The 17,177-nt window shown below is 76.4% G+C and carries 14 protein-coding genes; 6 read left to right on the forward strand and 8 right to left on the reverse strand.

Annotation, left to right across the window (positions count from 1 at the left end):
- Positions 1–125: 125 nt before the first annotated feature.
- The 4 genes from MNZ39_RS03850 to MNZ39_RS03865 form a co-directional block, all read right to left on the reverse strand.
- Complete coding sequence (locus MNZ39_RS03850) at positions 126–743, reverse strand: OmpA family protein (protein WP_242334749.1); 618 nt, start codon at positions 741–743, stop codon at positions 126–128.
- A gap of 129 nt (positions 744–872) precedes the next feature.
- A complete protein-coding gene (locus tag MNZ39_RS03855; protein ID WP_242334752.1) occupies positions 873–1,829 on the reverse strand; it encodes a COX15/CtaA family protein in 957 nt (318 codons plus the stop codon).
- Positions 1,830–1,909: 80 nt separating this feature from the next.
- Positions 1,910–2,845 carry a phosphatase PAP2 family protein gene (locus MNZ39_RS03860; protein WP_242334755.1) on the reverse strand — a complete coding sequence of 312 codons (936 nt, stop codon included), beginning with the start codon at positions 2,843–2,845 and terminating at the stop codon, positions 1,910–1,912.
- The gene (locus MNZ39_RS03865; protein WP_242334758.1) at positions 2,818–3,483 is read right to left on the reverse strand and encodes a hypothetical protein; all 666 of its coding nucleotides are present in this window, start codon (positions 3,481–3,483) and stop codon (positions 2,818–2,820) included. Before MNZ39_RS03865 ends, MNZ39_RS03860 begins: the two co-directional genes overlap by 28 nt.
- Positions 3,484–3,651: 168 nt before the next feature.
- On the opposite strand from MNZ39_RS03865, the gene MNZ39_RS03870 reads away from it, so the two are divergent.
- On the forward strand, positions 3,652–4,314 hold the full coding sequence (locus MNZ39_RS03870; RefSeq protein ID WP_242334761.1) for a hypothetical protein: 663 nt from the start codon (positions 3,652–3,654) through the stop codon (positions 4,312–4,314).
- A 116-nt stretch (positions 4,315–4,430) separates the two neighbouring features.
- On the opposite strand, the gene MNZ39_RS03875 is transcribed toward MNZ39_RS03870, so the two are convergent.
- The 3 genes from MNZ39_RS03875 to MNZ39_RS03885 form a co-directional block, all read right to left on the reverse strand.
- Positions 4,431–6,710 carry a response regulator gene (locus MNZ39_RS03875; protein ID WP_242334764.1) on the reverse strand — a complete coding sequence of 760 codons (2,280 nt, stop codon included), beginning with the start codon at positions 6,708–6,710 and terminating at the stop codon, positions 4,431–4,433.
- A 294-nt stretch (positions 6,711–7,004) separates the two neighbouring features.
- Positions 7,005–7,487 carry a spore coat U domain-containing protein gene (locus tag MNZ39_RS03880; protein ID WP_242334767.1) on the reverse strand — a complete coding sequence of 161 codons (483 nt, stop codon included), beginning with the start codon at positions 7,485–7,487 and terminating at the stop codon, positions 7,005–7,007.
- Positions 7,488–7,658: 171 nt separating this feature from the next.
- On the reverse strand, positions 7,659–8,144 hold the full coding sequence (locus MNZ39_RS03885) for a spore coat U domain-containing protein (RefSeq protein ID WP_242334770.1): 486 nt from the start codon (positions 8,142–8,144) through the stop codon (positions 7,659–7,661).
- Between the two features lie 62 nt (positions 8,145–8,206).
- On the opposite strand from MNZ39_RS03885, the gene MNZ39_RS03890 reads away from it, so the two are divergent.
- Together MNZ39_RS03890 and MNZ39_RS03895 are read left to right on the forward strand one after the other, a co-directional pair.
- The gene (locus MNZ39_RS03890; protein ID WP_242334773.1) at positions 8,207–8,953 is read left to right on the forward strand and encodes a molecular chaperone; all 747 of its coding nucleotides are present in this window, start codon (positions 8,207–8,209) and stop codon (positions 8,951–8,953) included.
- Positions 8,943–11,462 carry a fimbria/pilus outer membrane usher protein gene (locus MNZ39_RS03895; RefSeq protein WP_242334776.1) on the forward strand — a complete coding sequence of 840 codons (2,520 nt, stop codon included), beginning with the start codon at positions 8,943–8,945 and terminating at the stop codon, positions 11,460–11,462. The genes MNZ39_RS03890 and MNZ39_RS03895 overlap by 11 nt, the downstream gene beginning before the upstream one ends.
- A gap of 62 nt (positions 11,463–11,524) precedes the next feature.
- Here MNZ39_RS03895 and MNZ39_RS03900 read toward each other — a convergent pair whose 3' ends face one another.
- On the reverse strand, positions 11,525–12,343 hold the full coding sequence (locus MNZ39_RS03900) for a YwiC-like family protein (protein ID WP_242334779.1): 819 nt from the start codon (positions 12,341–12,343) through the stop codon (positions 11,525–11,527).
- 185 nt (positions 12,344–12,528) lie between these two features.
- Here MNZ39_RS03900 and MNZ39_RS03905 point away from each other — a divergent pair, with 185 nt between their 5' ends.
- From MNZ39_RS03905 to MNZ39_RS03915, 3 genes are all read left to right on the forward strand, one after another.
- Positions 12,529–13,092 (forward strand): TMEM165/GDT1 family protein, encoded by a 564-nt coding sequence (locus MNZ39_RS03905; RefSeq protein WP_242334782.1) that lies wholly within the window; start codon positions 12,529–12,531, stop codon positions 13,090–13,092.
- Between the two features lie 58 nt (positions 13,093–13,150).
- Positions 13,151–13,891, forward strand: coding sequence for an MgtC/SapB family protein (locus MNZ39_RS03910; RefSeq protein WP_242334785.1), 741 nt, complete (start codon positions 13,151–13,153; stop codon positions 13,889–13,891).
- Positions 13,892–13,955: 64 nt separating this feature from the next.
- On the forward strand, positions 13,956–17,177 hold a 3,222-nt coding region (locus tag MNZ39_RS03915; RefSeq protein ID WP_242334788.1), incomplete at its 3' end, for a DUF3857 domain-containing protein.

Genomic DNA, 17,177 nt, shown 5'->3' on the forward strand with positions numbered 1-17,177 from the left:
CCCCCCCCCCGCCGCCCCCCCCCCCCCCCCCCCCCCCCCCCCCCCCCCCCCCCCCCCCCCCCCCCCCCCCCCCCCCCCCCCCCCCCCCCCCCCCCCCCCCCCCCCCCCCCCCCCCCCCCCCCCCCCTAACTGGGATTCGGCACGTCGATGTGCACCTCGACCCGGCGGTTCTTCGCCCGGCCTTCCTTCGTGGCGTTGTCGGCGATCGGCTTCGACTCGCCGTAGCCAGCGACCGAGATCTGCTCCTCGCGGACGCCGCGCGACACGAGCACGGTGCGGACGGAGTCCGCGCGCTTGCGGGAGAGCGTCTCGTTGAGCGAGTCGGAGCCGGACGAGTCGGTGTGGCCCTCGATCTGGATGCGGTCGTCCGCGTACTTCGCGAGGATGTCGCCCACCTGCGTGAGCTGCGTGACCGCCTCGGCCTTGAGGTCGGCGCTGTTCGTGTCGAACAGGATGTCGTTCTTCATGTTCACGAGGATCCCGTTCTCGGTGCGCTTCGCCTCGGCGACCTTCTCGAGCTCCTTGTGCTGCTTGTCGAGGTAGAGCCCGACCGAGCCGCCGGCCAACGCGCCGACGCCTGCGCCGATGAGCGCGCCCTTCTTGCCGCCCGCCAGCGCGCCGACGCCCGCGCCAAGGAGGGCGCCCGCGCCGCCGCCGATGGCCGTGCGCTTGCCGGCGGTGCCGCAGGCGATGAGGGTGACGAGCGTCGCAAGCGCGACGACCCGAGTGGTCCGAACGTGCATTTCAATTTCTCCTGGTTCTCCGTGCGACCGAGCCAGCGCTCGGGACGAGCGCAGCCCCCCGGCCGCACGCACGAGGCGCGGCATTGTACCCGGTCGCCTACGAGGACGTAACGGGGAGCCTGGCAGCGGCTAGCCGCGCAGCCCGGCGGGCAGGGCGGCAGGCGTCTCGCTCGGGACCTCCACCCGCCCCGGGGCGAGGCTGGCCGCCGCGAGGAGGACGAGCGCGACCCAGACGAGGTCGGCGAGCAGGAGGTGCAGGAGCTGCAGCGGGACAGGCGCGGCGAGCACGAGGTTCACGACGCCCGCGAGGAGCTCGGCGCCCACGAGCGCGATGAGGCCCAGCGCGGCCCGGCGGACGCGCGCGTCGGGGCGGAGCCGGAGGGCGAGCCGCGCCACGAGGAGCAGCACCGCGGCAGTGGCGATCGCCGCGAACGGGTGGAGGACGCGCAGGCGCAGCAGCACGTGCGCCTCGGTGGAGAGCTCCTGGCGCAGGCCCTCCGCGAAGCTCGTGGCCGGGAAGAGCGTGTCCCCGAGGGCGGCCACCGCCCCGGTCACGCCGGCGATGAGCACCGACGCGAACCCGAGCCACAGGCCGCCCGCGAGCGCCCCGCGCCCCGCGAAGCGCATCCCGCCGGGCTGCGCGCTCCAGTCCGCGGTGAGCGCCAGCGCGCCGAGCAGGAGGAACGTGTTCGTGAGGTGCACGCCCATCACCCAGCCGCGCGCGAAGGAGGTGTCCTTCGCCACCCAGCCGAAGAGGACGAGCCCCGCGCCGACGAGCGCCTCGAGGATCATGAGGCCGAGCGACGCCCACGCCGCCTTGCGGGTCGGATGGCCCGCGGGGAACGCACGGACGGCCGCGACGACGAGCGCCACGACGAGGAGCAGCGCCAGGCCGCTCATCGCGCGGTGGGTGAACTCGATGACGGTCTCGACCGCCGGGGCGCGCGGCACCACCTGGCCGTTGCACATCGGCCAGTGCTTGCCGCAGCCCGCGCCCGACCCGGTCGCGCGCACGAAGGCACCCCAGGCGACGACGAGCAGGTTGTAGGTGAGGACCGCCCAGGCGAACCGCGTGAACGAGCGCATGCGGGAGAGAAAGCATCGGCCCCGGCGCGGATCAACGGCATGACGTCGCGGCCCCCACCGGGGGGCGGGAGGGGCTCCGGTCAGTCGCGGACGACGAGCGCGAGCCCCGCACCGCCGGGGATGGCGAGCGGCACGACCGAGGCTCGCGGAGCGCGGATCGCGCGCCCGTCGGCGTCGAGCGGCGAGGCGCGGTGCCGGACCACCCACGTCCCCACGTAGAAGCCCATCGCCGAGCCCCACAGCGAGTCCGACAGGAAGTGGCGGTGGTCGATGACGTGGAACGCGACCAGCGTGCCAGTGGCACCGTACCCGAGCACCTGCACCCAGACCGGCGGCCGGAAGTACGAGAGGCCCGCGGTGGCGAGGCTGAAGAGCGTCGCGGCGTGGCCCGACGGCGTGCCCGCCGGGTAGACGCGCAGGGCGTTCGCGGGGCCCTTGATGTCGCCGCTCTGGTCGCCGTCCCAGGGGCCGTCGCGCCCGAGCGCGAACTTGAGGGTGAGGTGGTAGACCTGCGAGACCGCGAGCGCCTCGCCCATGAGCGAGCAGCCCTGCGCGACCCGCTGGTCGCCGTGCGCGACCGCCCACCCCCAGGTCCCGAGCCCGCCGACCGCGATCCCTGCCCAGAGGGTCGGCTGCATCCACTCCGTCCAGACGGTGGGCAGGCGCGAGTCGAGCTCCCGGTGAATCCAGCGATCGAGCCGCGCGTCGGCCGGGTCGTGGAGCGGGAACATCAGCGCGCCGACCGCGCCCGACCAGAGGGCGAGCTGCCCGAAGTCGCCCGCGCTCCAGCGCGGCGCGTTCGCGGGGATCGCGACGACGTCGTGGAGGACCCGCTGCAGGACGGGCATCTCGGCCCAGCGGAAGCGCGGGCCGAGGTACACGCCCTCGTCCTCGCCGGCGAGGGAGCCCGCGGGCGCCCCCGCGGCCAGCACGAGCGAGAGGACGACCGCGAGGCGCCCGATGGCGGCCGCCCCGCGGCGCGACGCGATCACTGGCAGGTCGGGGTCCCGGAGCACGTCAGGCCGGTGTCGCTGAAGCAGGCGTCGAACGTGACGCCGGGGCACGCCTTGGCCGTGAACGGCCCGCGCAAGAAGCCCCCCTGCTGGTCCGAGAACGTGACGTCGATCTCGCCCACGAGCTCCGTCGCGCCGACGGAGTCGATCCGGATCGTGCCCGTGGCGCTCGGCGGCGTGCCCGGGACGCACTGCGCGTCCGTCTTCTGCGCGGGGAGCAGCGCGGCGCGGATGGGACCGGACACGTTCGCGGCGATCGCCGGCACGGCCTCGTCGAGCGTCGCGTAGACCGCGTACGAGCCCGCGTCGACCGCCGGGGCCTGCGCCGTCGCCGGGACCTGGGCGTGCGCCAGCAGCCCCGCGACGAACGTGAAGTCCTTGCGGCCGTGGCACGGGTCCGCGAGGGCGCATGCGCCCGCCTGCGGCGAGAACGCGATCAGCGCGTCGCCGATGCCGTAGAGGATCGGCACCCCCGGGAACGTACAGCTCGCCGACTGCTGCGGGCCCGCGAACACGACCTCCGCCGGGTCGAACGTCTGGCCGAACAGCTTCCCGGTCAGCGCCGGGCCCTTCTTGTCGTTGCCGCCGTCGCCGCAGGCCGTGAGGACGAGCGCGACGGAGAGTGCGAGGAGCTTCTTCATGGCGACCTCGGGATGGCGACCGCGTGCGAATCTTCGACCGTCGAGGAGCGCACCACCGCACGGACCTTGCGTCAACGTGCCGTTTCGAGGTCTCCCGCTCGGGTCGCGCTGCCGTGCGGGAGCGGCGCCGCTCCGCGGCGGCGCTATGCGTTCACCCGGAGGCCGATCATGCGCGTCCCTCATGCGCTCGCGGCGCTCGCGGCGGCTGCGCTCACGGGGTGCCCCGACAACGTGAAGACGCCGTTCGACCCGGCGGCCGGCTACCAGCCGATCGAGCCTTCCACCGCCGCCTTTCCGCCGCCGGACGGAGGCGACCCGCACCCCGAGGCCATCCAGATCGTGTCCGGCTGGCGCGAGGGCCGGCTCGCCTTCGCGCACGGCGCGGCCTACCTGCACGCGTCCGTGCCGCAGGTGCTCGAGGCGCTGCGCGACCCGCGCGTGAGCCGCATCCACGGCACGGACAGCTGGTACGCGACGGCGGACGTGGAGCCCGACTACCCCATCTCGTTCTCGATCCGCTACGCGGCGGGCCCGGCCATCTACAAGGGGCGGTGGACGATCGTGTACCGCGGCGGCCCGCTCCTCGGCACGCTGGAGGCGCCCGAGCAGATCGGGTTCCGCTACCAGAAGGTCGAGGGGATCGAGGACATCCGCGTGCAGTCGGGCTCGCTCGTCGCGTACGCCGTGGGTGACGGGGTCAGCGCCCTCGAGTTCGTCTGCCACCTCGACACCTCGAGCCGCGCCGACCAGGGGCCCGACGACGTGTACGGGACGGTGAACGACTGGTGGGTGGACCTCCGCGCCAAGGTCCGCGGCGAGCCGGTCCCCTGAGCTCGCCGCAGGCGCGCGGGCCGGCCGGAGAGGTCGCGGCCACCAGGACGCGCGGAGCTGGCTGGCGTCGAGCTGCGCGCTGCGGGCGCAAGCCCTCGACGTCCCGGAGATGACGCTCAGTCCAGCGTGTCGATGAGGGCGACGAGGTCGTCGATGTCCACCGGCTTCACGAGGTGCGCGCGGAAGCCCGCCTCGGCCGCGCGGCGCCGGTCCTCGGAGCCGCCGTAGCCGGTGAGCGCCACCAGCCGGACCGCCGGCACGAGCTCGCGCAGGCGCCGCGCCACCTCGAACCCGTCGAGCTCGGGGAGCCCGATGTCGACGAGCGCGATCTCCGGAGGCGCGTCGGCGGCGAGGGCGAAGGCGGAGCGCCCGCCGTCGGCCTCGCGCACGGCGTGGCCGCGCCGGCGCAGGAGCTCGCCGAGGGTCTCGCGGATGTCCGCGATGTCCTCGACGATGAGGATGTCGCGCGGGGTCACGGCGCGGGCCTCGGCCGCGGGGGGCACGGACGAGGCCGCCGGCGGCGCGGGCACCGCCGCGCCGGGAGGGAGCGCGGGGAGCCGTACGGTGAACGTCGAGCCGCGGCCGGGGCCGGGGCTCTCAACCCGCACCGTGCCGCCGTGCATCTCGACCAGGCTCTTCACGAGCGAGAGCCCGATGCCGAGGCCGCCGCGGGAGCGGTCCACTCCCTGCTCGGCCTGGACGAAGGGCTCGAAGATGCCGCCGGCGAGCTCGGGCGCGAGGCCGATCCCGTCGTCCTGCACCGAGAGGACGGCGAGGTCCCCCTCGCGCGTGAGCGCGACGCGCAGGTGGCCGCCGGGATCGGTGTACTTCGCGGCGTTCGCGACGAGGTTCTCCACCACCTGCGCGAGGCGGACCGCGTCACCGTCCACCCCGAGCCGCGCCTCGGGCAGGCTCACCACGAGGGTGTGCCGCCGCGACGTGACGAGCTCGTCCACCGTCTGCACCGCCTCCCGCACCACCTGGACGAGATCGACGGTGTCCTTGCGCAGGCGGACCTTCCCGCTCCGGACCCGCGAGACGTCGAGCAGGTCGTCGACCAGGCGCGACATGTGCCGCACCTGCCGCCCCGCCGCCTGGAGCGCGCGCTCCCGCAGGCGGGCGTCGGCGCCGTACTCCTGGAGGAGTCGCACCGCGTTCGTCACCGGCGCGAGCGGGTTGCGGAGCTCGTGCGCCAGCATCGCGAGGAACTGGTCCTTGCGGCGGTCGGCCTCGCGCAGCTCCGCGTTGCGGCCCTGCAGCTCGGCGATGAGGCGATCGCGCTCGAGCGCCATCCCCACGGCGTAGCCGACGAGCTCGAGCGTGGCGGGGTCGTCCGGGTCGCACGCATCCCGCTCGGCGGAGCCGAAGGCGAGCGTGGCGACCACCTCTCCGCCCGCGAGGCACGGCCGCGCCACGCAGCAGGCGACGCCGAGCACGGCGGCGATCGGCGGCAGCGGCTCTCCGCGCGCCGACACCCACGGGGCGAGCCCGCCCAGGATCGCCTCGGCCGAATCGAGCGCGGCCAGGAGCCCCGGCTCGGCCGCCCCACCGCCCGCGGCGGCGAGCGTCAGCCGCCCGTCCGGGCCGGCGACGTGCAGCGCCCAGCGCTCGAGCCCGAGGTGCGAGGCCACGCGGTCGCAGATGGCCGGGAGCCGCTCGCGCACGCTCTCGGCCGTGAGCAGATCGCTGCGGACGCTGGAGAGGATCTTGAGCCGCTGGTTCGCGCGGTGGAGCGTCTCCACGAGCCGCCGCTCCCGCTCCATCTCGCGCCGGAGCGCCTCCTCCTCCCAGCGGCGCCGCGCCTCGGCCACGTTCCGCGCGAGCTCGCGCTCCTGCGCCGCGCGGAGGAGCTCCGCGTTGCGGCGCAGGGCCTCGTTCTTCCGGTGCGCCTCGATGAAGAACGCGACCTTCGCGCGGAGCGCCTGCTCCGGCACGGGGGTGGTGAGGAAGTCGACGGCGCCGAGGGCGTAGCCGCGCTCGAGCAGCCGCACGTCGGAGCTCGCGGTGAGGAAGATGATGGGCGTGTGACGCGTCCGCTCGCGCGCGCGCACGAGCTTCGCCATCTCGAGCCCCGACATCCCCGGCAGGTTGACGTCGAGGAGGATGAGCGCGACCTGGCGCCTGAGGAGGATGCGCAGCGCGTCCTCGGCGGTGGAGGCCTCGACGATGCGCGCCCCCGAGCCGGAGAGGAGGGCGCGCGTCACCTCGAGGTTGCGCGGGTCGTCGTCGACCGCGAGCACGTCGATCGGCTGGGCCTCGCCGATCGAGACCGGCCGCTCGGCGTCCGCTCGCGGGCGCTCCGCGCGCGTGGTGTTGCGCTCCGCGGGCGCGCGCGCCGGCGGCTCGGAGCGGTCGCCGTCCGGGTGGTTCGCGGGCGAGGGAGGCAGGTTCTCCATCGTGTCTTCGTGGATATGCGCGGCGAGCCGAGGCCGCGCGTGCCGTGGAAGACGCCACGCGAGGGGGCCCCTCAAATAGATCGGGGAGTTGCCGTAGAGAAGTGCCCCCGCCGGGGCGGCGGCGAACTGGCGGCGTTCCGGCTCGACGATCTCCGGACGTCCGCCGCCGTTCGCTCGACCGCGCACGGCGGTCCCGGGCCCCGCGTCGAGCTCGCGCCCAGAAAACGAAAAACCCGGGACCATCGAGGTCCCGGGTGTCCCCCTCCGCGCCGGACGCTGCCGGCGTGAGTGCGCCTAGTAGTTCACGGTCACGGTGACCGTGTCGCTGTAGCTCCCGGCGGTGGGGTACTGGCCCGCGGGGATGCGCGCGTAGACGAAGAGCAGGTTGCCGGCCTTGCCCGCCGCGCCCTGGGACGCCGGCATGGCGGCGTTCGTCCAGACGGCCGTGCGGGTCGAGTCGGAGTAGAGCTCGTAGCCGAGCACGTCGCCCGCGCCGGACATCTGGCGCGTCCCCGAGATGCCCGAGGTGCCGTTGTCGAGGCCGACCGTGAAGGAGGTGCCCTTGGTGCAGGTGACGGTGAGCGACCCCTGCGCGTCGAGGTCGACCCCGGCGGTGGGATCGTAGCTCCCGAAGGCGATGTCGCTCGTCGTGACCGAGCACTTCGCGGCCACCTGGGCGGTGACGGCGAAGGTGTTCGTGGCGGTCGCGGCGCGCGCGGCCGTGGAGAGGAGGGCGGCGGCGAGCGCGACGGAGAGGCGGAGGGCGGTGCGGTTCATGGGGCGGGTCCTTGCGTGGGTGGTCGGCGGCGGATCCTGCACGCGCGCCTGGCAATCGCCAGCATATTGCGTTTGCGATAGCGCAGAAGGCCACGATCCCGTGACGCGCAAAAGTGCGCCGAGCACGCCGCTGTGGGTGAACCGGGCACGGGAGCGCACGCGATAGCGCGCTCAGTAATTGATCGTCACGGTGATCGTGTCGTCGTACGCGCCGACGGACACGTCCTGGGCCGCGAACGCCCGCGCGTACACCGCGATCGTCCGGTCGCTCGGAGAGGCCGACGCCCACGTGGACGTGCCGGGAGCTCCGTCGCCCCACACGATCGAGCGGGCCGCGTCGAGGTACAGGTCGTACCGGAGCAGGTCGCCGCCCGGCCCCCGCATCGCGCGCGAGGAGAACGACCCGGACCGTCCCGGCCCGATCGCGATCGTGACGGGCGTCTGCGAGCAGTGCTGCAGGGTGATGGTCCCGGTCGTGTCGAGCGGCACCGTCGAGAAGGGATCGTAGGCGCCGAAGGCGATGGCGCTCGCGACGCTCACGCTGCAGGTGGGCTGGACCGCGGCCGCGTCCCGCGCGCAGAGGACGGCGCCCACCACCGCCGCGGCGAGGGCCGCGCGACGCGCTGCGGTGCGAGCATGTGAGCGCGGCCGTTTCATTGCTGGCGTCGAATTGCGCGTATTAGACTCCGGCGCCGCCCACCCCGCCACTTCACGTGCTCATGCGACCGCTCCTCCGTGCCGCCCGCGCCCTCCTCGTCCTCGCCGCGCTCGCGGCCGGGGCCGCCCGCGCCGGCGACCTCGACGTCACGCCGGTGAACGTGGAGCTGTCCGGCGGCGCCCGCACCGCGCTCATGTCGCTGCGGAACCGCGGCGGCGCCCCGGCGCGCTACCAGATCCGCGCGTTCCGCTGGGCGCAGAAGCCCGACGGGGCGATGGACCTGTCCCCCACGCGCGAGCTCGCCGTCTTCCCGCCGCTCCTCGAGCTCGGGGCGGGAGAGGCGCGCTCACTGCGCATCGGGACCGACGCTGCGCCGGCCGCGACCGAGCGCACCTGGCGCATCTTCATCGAGGAGCTGCCGCAGGCCGAGACCGCGGAGGACGCCGCGCGCGTGAAGGTGCTGACCCGCGTCGGCGTGCCCGTCTTCCTCGTCCCGGCCGCACGCGTCGAGCGCGGTGAGCTCGCGTTCCTCGGTCGCGACGGCACGCACGTCCGCTTCGCGCTGCGCAACCCCGGGACGGTCCGCCTGCGGCCGAGCGCGGTGACGCTCGCGCTCGTCGCGGCCGACGGCGCGCGGGTGCTCGAGAGATCGCTCGAGGCCTGGTACGTGCTCGCGGGCGGCGAGCGCGTCTACGAGGTCGCGGTCCCGCCGGAGGCGTGCGCGCGCGCCGCCAGCGTCGTCGTCTCGGCCGCGCTGGCGCGCGGCGCGATCGAGGCGCGCGCTCCGGGCGCGTGCCGTGATCCGTAAGAAGCTCGCCCGCGCGCTCGCGCTCGTCGCCGCCGCGGCCGCCGCGGCGGCGTTGGCCACGACATCGACCCCGACCTCGACGAAGACCGCGGCCCCGATCTCGACGTCCACCCCGACCCCGACCGCGACCCCGACCCCGACCCCGACCCCGAACCCGGCGCCGCCTTCGACCGCGACCCCGACCGCGGCCCTCCCCCTCGCGAGCGCGGAGCAGCTCGACCTCACCTCGCCACCCGCCGCGGCGGCACCTCGCGACCTCTCGGCCGCCGAGGGCGACCTTCGCCCCGCCTTCCTCCAGCTCTTCGTGAACGGGGGGCCGGCCGACACCGCCCTCGTCCTCGTGGCGCCGCAGGACATCTGGATCGCGCCCGCCGACCTCGTGCGCGCGGGCCTGGCCGGCTTCGGCGGCGCCCGCCGCGAGCTCGACGGCCGCACGCTCGTGTCGCTCCGCTCGCTCGCGCCCGGGGTGCGCTTCGATCTCGACGAGCGCGCGCTCGCGATCCGGCTCGAGGCCGCCCCATCGCTCCTCGGCCACGGCGCGCTCGACCTGCGCGCGTCGAGCCGCCCCGCCGGGCTGGAGACGGGGGACGCCCCGAGCGCGTTCCTCAACTACGCGGGGCGCGCCACCACCCAGGAGGACGTGTCCGGGTTCCTCGAGGCGGGCGTCTCGCACGGTTCGGCGCTCCTCGCCGGCTCGGTCTCGGCGACCCGGGCGGCGGGCGCGGTGCGCGGGCTCACGACCCTCACGATCGACCGCCCGGCGCGGCTCCTCCGCCTGACCGCCGGCGACGCGGCGATCCCCCCCGACGCGCTCTCCGGCGCGCCGCTCGTGGGCGGCGTCGGCCTCGCGCGCGAGCTGTCGCTCGATCCGTACCTCGCGCGGACGCCGCTCCCCGGCGCCACCGCCTTCGCCGCCACGCCCTCCACCATCGACGTCTACGTGAACGGCGCGCTCGCGCGCACGCTCACGGTCGCGCCGGGCACCTACGACCTCTCGAACCTGCCCGTCAGCACTGGGGCGAACGACGTCCGGATCGTGGTGCGCGACGCCTTCGGGCGCACGCAGGCGATCGAGGCGGCGCACTACCAGGCGCAGGGCCTGCTCGCCCCCGGGCTCGACGAGCCCGGCCTGTGGGTCGGCGCGGTGCGCGAGCGCTTCGGCACGGAGAGCTTCGCCTACGGCGATCCCATCCTCGTCGCGCGGGAGCGGCGCGGCTTCACGCGCGCGTTCACCGGCGGCGCGCGGCTGGAGCTCGGCCCGCGCGTGCAGCAGGGCGGCGCCTCCGCCGCGCTCGGCGTCGGCTCGAGCGAGCTCGAGCTCGCGGGCGCCGCGAGCGCGGACGAGGGCACGCCCGGGGCCGCCGCGTTCCTCGCCTGGCGCCACGTCGCGCGCCGCTTCGCGCTGGGCGCGGACGCCTCGCTCCTCTCCACCCGGTACGCGAACTCGACGCTCTCGGCCGCCGCCGACCGCGCCCTGTGGCGCGCCGGCGCGTACGCCACGGCGCCGCTCGGCCGGGGAGCGAGCCTGCAGCTCCAGTACGTCGGCGCGGAGCAGCGCGACGCGGGGGCGAGCCACCGCGTGGATGTGCGCACCTCCCTGCGCGTGCGCGCGGGCGCGTGGCTCCTCCTCTCCGCCTCGGTCACGAGGGATCGCGCCGCGGAGGCGGCCGGCGCGGTGTTCGCGCAGCTCGTCCTCTCCGCGCCGGGCGGGGGGACCCTCGACGCGGGCGTCCGCTCGAGCCGCGCCGGCGCGAGCGCGAGCACGGGCCTGTCGCGCTCGGTCCCGGTCGGCCCGGGCGTCGGCTACCAGCTCCGCGCCGACTCCGCCGCCGGCGGGGCGGTGAGCGGCCTCCTGCAGGCGCAGCCCGAGTTCGGTCACTACGAGCTCGGCTACGCCCGCGTGGACGGGAGCGAGGCCGGGTCCGCGTCCGCCTCGGGCGCGCTCGTGCTCGTCGGTGGCCGGCTCTTCGCCACCCGCCCCGTCGAGCAGGGCTTCGCGCTCGTGCGCGTCCCGGGCGTCGGCGGCGTCCGCGCCTACCTCGACCGGCGCCCGGTCGGGCGCACCGACGGGCGGGGCGACCTGCTCGTCCCGGGGCTCCTGCCGTACTACGGCAACCGCCTCGGGATCGAGGACGCGGACGTGCCGCAGAGCTACCGCGTCGGCCTCACGGAGCGGCTCGTCGCGGCGCGGCCGCGCGGCGCGGCGCTGGTGCGCTTCGACGTCACCCGGCTGCGCGCCGTCGAGGGGTGGCTCCGGATCGCGCGGCGCGATCGCGCCGACGTGCCCGCCTACGGGACGTTCGAGGTGGACGTCGCCGGCGGCACGCGCCGCTCGCCGGTCGGCGCCGACGGCGCCTTCTGGCTCGAGGACGTCCCGGCCGGCGCGCACGCCGCGCGGATCTACTGGAAGGGCGAGCTGTGCGAGCTGCCGCTCGAGATCCCGGACAGCGGCACGGGCGTGCTCGAGCTCGGCACGATCACCTGCGGCGCGCGCGAGCCGATGCTCTGACGCGTCGGATCATTGCACCGCCGGAACCCGGTCGCGCCGGGGCAGGACCGTGAGCTCCCTCGCTACCGGAGCCCCGCGACGAGGATCACGAGCGTCACCGCCGAGGAGCCGACGATCGCCCAGCCGAGCGGGCGCAGCCGCTTCGGCGAGAACCGCGCGAGGCTGATCACGATCGAGAGGAGCGCGGTCGGCAAGGTCGCCCAGGCGAGCGCGGCGGGGAGCCCGGCGGCGGAGAGCAGCACGGCCACACCGGCGAGCGCCGCGGCGAGCGCGGCGTGGAGCCTCCCCGGATCCTCCGCGCCCTTCGAGCGGGCGCGGGCGAGGATGACCCGCACGCCGAGGGTCGCCGCCGCGAAGGCGAGGATCCAGGCGAGCGCGGCGGCGAGCGCGTCGTCCGCGGGCGCGTGGCCGGCGAGGGCGACGGCCCAGCCGGCCGAGGAGAGCGCGGCGGCCACGACGATCTCGCCGAGCGTCGTCTTCTCGAGCCGCCTCCAGACGAGGAGCGCCACGACGAGCGCGAGCACCGCCGGGAGCAGGAGCGCGGCGCGGGCCGACGCGGGCGCGAGCGCGATGCCGATCGCGCCGGTGACGGCGGCGAGGCCCCCCGTGACGGCGAGCCAGCGCCGCGCGCGCCCGCCCTCCTCCTCCGCGACGCGCCGCCCGCGCTGGCCGAGCAGGACCAGGAGCGGCTCGTGCGCGATGAACGCGAGGACCACCGCCGCCGTGAGCGCGGCGGGCGCGAGGCCGGGCCGCCCGATCGCGAGCGCGGTGAGGAGCGGCATCGCGAGCTGACCCCAGGCGCCGTGCTCGTGCGGGAGCATCGAGCGGGGCGGAGCGGCGGGGCGGGCGGGCGGGCGCTGGACGGTCGCGGTCGAGTTCATCACGTGGAGTGCCTTGAGCAAGTTGCCGGCCAGGCCCGAAGACGGCGGATGTTCGAGGGTTTACCTCGCCTCTGCCCCGCGCCGCCACCGGTCCGGCGTTGCCCCGCGCACCGATGGACCGGTGTTCGTTGACCGAGCTTCCCTCGTCGGGTATCGGTTCGCCCCCGCTCGAGGGCCCGCCCGCCGTGCAAGCCATCCTCAGCTCCTTCCTCCTCGTCGCCGTGAGCGAGATGGGCGACAAGACCCAGCTCCTCGCGTTCTCGCTCGCCACGCGATTCCGCAAGCCGTGGCCGGTGATGGCCGGCATCCTCGTCGCGACGGTCGCGAACCACGCGCTCGCGTCCTCGGTCGGCGCGTGGATCTCCGCCAACGTGCCCGCCCACGTGCTCGCGGGGATCCTGGCCGCGACCTTCATCGCCTTCGGGGTGTGGACGCTCCGGCCGGACACCCTCGACGAGGCGAGCGGGCCGGAGCGGTTCGGCGCCTTCCTCACCACCACGGTCCTCTTCTTCCTCGCGGAGATGGGCGACAAGACCCAGCTCGCGACGGTCGCGCTCGCGGCCCGCTACGAGTCTGTAGTCCGCGTGACGATCGGCACCACGCTCGGCATGCTGGCCGCGGACGGCCTCGCGGTGTTCCTGGGCGAGCGGGTGGCGGACCAGGTCTCGTCGCGCAAGATGCGGTGGGCGGCCGCGTCGCTGTTCTTCCTGTTCGGCGCGCTCTCGCTCGTGGCGGCCTTCCGCTCCTGACCGCGCGCCCCGTCCGGCGCCGACGCCGCGGGCGCGTGGGGTGGATGATGAGGGGACCATGGCGCCCGCGCTCTCCGAGGTCCTCTCCGCCGTGCCCCTCGACGTGCTCGTCTCCCGCGCTCACGGCGACGCCCTCGCCCACCTGCTCGCGGCGCTCGTGGCGGGCGGCGCCATCGGCATGGAGCGCAGCTACCACGGCCGGCCGGCCGGGTTCCGCACCCACGCGCTCGTGTGCCTCGCGGCGAGCCTCCTCATGCTCGTCACCGTCTACCAGGCGGAGTGGTTCCCCGGCGCGCCCGAGACGGTTCGGGTCGATCCCACCCGCATGGCGCAAGGGATCATGACCGGCATCGGCTTCCTCGGCGCGGGCGTGATCTTCAAGGAGGGGCTCACCGTCCGCGGCCTCACCACGGCGGCGTCCATCTGGATCACCTCGGCCATCGGCGTGCTCACCGGGACCGGCCAGTACGTGCCGGCGCTCTACGCGACGCTCCTCACGCTCGGCGTGCTCAGCCTCTTCCGCTGGATCGAGGCGCGGGCGCCGGCCCACAAGTTCGCGCACCACCGGATCCGCTTCGATCGCGGCGACGCGATGGGGGAGGACGCCGTGCGCGCTTTGCTCGCGGAGAACGGGTTCGCGCTGGCCGGCCTCTCCTACGCGCTGGCGAACGAGGGCCGGTCCTTCGAGTACCAGATGACGATCAGCACTCACGACGAGCGGAACTTCGGGCGACTCGCCCGGGCGCTCGACGGGCTGCCCCAGGTGCGCGAGTTCCGGATCTCGCCCTCCGGCGACTGATCGCGCGGCGCCAGGTCGGCAGACGTCGCTGGCGGCCCGCCCGGCTCTCCTCCAGAATGCGGCGGTGCCTACCCACCTCCGCTTCCTGCTCGCGCTCGCCGCGGCGCTCCTCTCCGTGCGCGCGGCGCGCGCCGCCGCCCCCTGGGAGGGCGCGCCGCTCTCCGCCGACCCCGCCGCGGTGCGGGCCGCCGCCGACGCGCTCCCGCCGCCCGGCGGCGCGCCGCTCGACGTGCTCCTCGAGGAGGCGATCTACCGGCTCGACGCGCAGGGCGCCGCGGCGCAGACCTACCGCCTCGTCTACCGCCCCATGAGCGGCGAGGCCGCGCGCGCGTCCGCCCGCGTCGAGCGAGCCTGGGCGCCCTGGAGCGAGAGCCGGCCGGAGATCCGCGCGCGCGTCGTCGCGCCCGACGGCGTCTTCACGCTCGATCCGGCCGCCCTCGCCGAGGGGCCCGTCGAGGATCCCGGCGCCCCGCCCTCCAAGCGGCGCGAGCTCTCCGGGACGATCCCCGGCGTCCGGCCGGGCGCCGTCGTCGAGCAGGTCACGACCGTGCGCGAGACCTCGCTCGCCGCCGGCGGCACGGTCCAGCGCTTCGGCCTGGGCAGGGCCTCTTCCGCGCGGCTCGTGCGCGTCCGCATCGAGGCGCCCGCCGCGCTGCCGGTCCGCTTCGTCGTCCGCGGCGTCGAGCTCGCGCCCGTCGAGACGGTCGCGAACGGGATCCGGACGCTCGTCTTCGAGCGCCGCGACGCGAGCGGGACGCCGCCACGCGACCCCGGCGCGCCGCCGGAGCTCGCGCCCGCGCCGTACCTCGCGTTCGCGGCGGGGCAGTCCTGGGCCGACGTCGCCGGCCGCGTGCGAGCGATCTTCGAGGGCGCGATCGCGGGCGCGGACCTCCGCGCCGAGGCGCGCGCCGCGCTGGGCGCGGGGCGGCCGAAGCGCGAGGAGGCGGTGCGCCGGATCGCGGCGTTCCTGCGCCCCCGCGTGCGCGCGACCGGGGTGCCGGTGGACGAGGCGCCGCTCGCGCCGGGGAAGCCGGCGGAGGTGCTCGCGCGCGGCGAGGGCGACGCGAAGGACCTCGCCGCGCTGTACGTCGCCCTCCTGCGCGCCGCCGGCCTCGAGGCCGAGGTCGCCCTCACCTCGGGCGAGTGGGGCGACCCGCCGCGCGAGGTCCCCGGGCTCGGCGTCTTCGATCGCGCCCTCGTCCACGTGGGCGGCAAGGGCGCGGCGATCTGGATCGACCCGGCCTCGCCCCGGCTCCCGCCGGGGACGCTGCCGCTCGAGCTGCAGGGCAAGCTCGCGCTCGTCGTCGCGCGCAAGACGCGCGACCTCGTCCGGACGCCTGCGTCGGGCCCCGCGGACAACGCCGCGCTCACCGTGCGGGAGCTTCACCTCGCGGAGCTCGGGCGCGGCCGCGTGGTCGAGACCCGCGAGCTCTCGGGGGCGCTCGCCTCGAGCGAGCGCGAGTTCCGGGCGCGGATCCCCGCCGACCACCGCGATCGCATCGACGAGCGGTACGCGCGGGAGGTGCTGCGCGCCGGCACGTTCCTCGGCGCGGAGGTGCAGCACCTCGACGATCCCGCCGCGAAGCTCGCCGTCCGCGTCGAGGCGGACGAGAGCGCGCTCGCGGAGACCGGCGACGACGACGCGCTCGTGCCGGTCGGCGCCGCGCCGGTGCTCGAGCCGCTCCCGGCGTTCCTGACCCAGGCGCGCGAGGGAGAGGCAGAGCCCGCGCCGCGCCGCGACGACCTGGCCCTCGCGCTGCCGTACCGCTGGGAGCTCCGCTACCGCGTCTTCCCGCCGGACGGCTTCCGGGCGCGCCGGCTCCCGGAGGACGCCATCGAGCGCTTCGGGCCCGCCACGCTCACGCGCCGCTTCTCCGCGGGGAAGGACGGCACGGTCACCGCCACCTACGTGTTCGACACCGGCGGCCGCCGCCTCGGCGCGGCCGACGCCGACGCCCTCGCCGCGCGCGCGCGGTCCCTCGCCGGCGGCGAGCCGGAGCGGATCGCGTTCGAGCGGACCGCCGCGGCGCTCCTCGCGGACGGCCAGGTGAAGGAGGGCCTCGCGGAGCTCCGGCGCCTCGGCGCCGCGCACCCGCGCGAGGCGATGCACCCGCTCCACCTCGCGCTCGCGCTGCTCGAGCTGGGCGATGGTGAGGGCGCGGCGGCGGAGGCGCGCCGCGGCATCGCCCTCGAGCCCGCGCGCGCCTGGGGTCACCGGGTGCTGGGCTGGATCCTGGAGCACGACGCCGTCGGCCGCCGCTTCGGCCACGGCTACGACCGCGCGGGCGCGATCGCCGCCTACCGCCGGGCCGCGGAGCTCGACCCCCGCCACGCCGGGGGGCGCTCCGCCCTCGCGGAGCTCCTCTCGCGCGGCGCCGGGGGAATGTTCCTCGGGACGGGGGCGGACCTCGGCGCCGCCCTCGCGGAGTACGAGGCGCTCCGCGCCGACGCAGGCGCGGGCCCGTACGACGCGGGGCTGCTCGCGGCGCTGCTCGCGGCCGGGCGGCACGCCGACGCCCTCGCGCTCGCGCGCGGGCTCGGCCCTTCCCCCGAGCGGAACGCGATCCTCGTCGCCGCCGCGGCGGTGCTGGGCGGCGCCGGGAAGGCGGAGGCGGAGGCGGACGCGCTCGGCGACGACGGGCGCACCGCGCTCCGCGACGCCGCGGCGCGGCTGGCCCGCGACCGCCGCTACCCGCTCGCGGCGGCGCTCGCGCGGAGCGCCGTCCGCGGCGCGCACGACGCCGACGAGGTGGCGACCTTCGCCGACCTGCTCGCCTCGCTCCGCCCGTGGAAGGAGGTCGCCGCCCAGGGCGACGACGTGGCCCGGCTCGCGAAGGCGGTCGTGGTCACGGCCCTCTCCTCTCCCGACCCCGGCCGCGAGCTCGAGCCGCTCCTCTCCTCGCGCGCCGTCGGGCCCGCCCGCGCGGCGCTCCTCGCCGGCCTGTCCGCGCCGCTCGGCGCGGTCCGCCGCTCGCTGCGCGAGGCGGGCGTCACCTCGGACCTGCTCCTCGACGTCGCCCTCTCCGGCCTCGAGCTCTACCGGGACGGCGATCCCGCGACGGGCGCCCGGATCCGGCTGCGCTTCGCCGCGGCGCCGGGGGAGCACGCGACGTCGCTCTTCGTCGTGCGCGAGGGGGGCGCGCTCCGCCTCCTCGCGTCCGAGACCGCCTGGCCGATCGTCGGCGCCGAGGCCCGCCGCGCCGCGGAGGCGGGCGACGCCGCCCGGGCGGCGCGCTGGCTCGCCTGGGCGCGCGAGGACGTCCCCGGCTCCGCCGGCGAGCCCGGC

Origin of the sequence: Anaeromyxobacter sp. SG66 (assembly GCF_022690805.1) — a bacterium.
GTDB classification, from domain to species: domain Bacteria; phylum Myxococcota; class Myxococcia; order Myxococcales; family Anaeromyxobacteraceae; genus Anaeromyxobacter; species Anaeromyxobacter soli.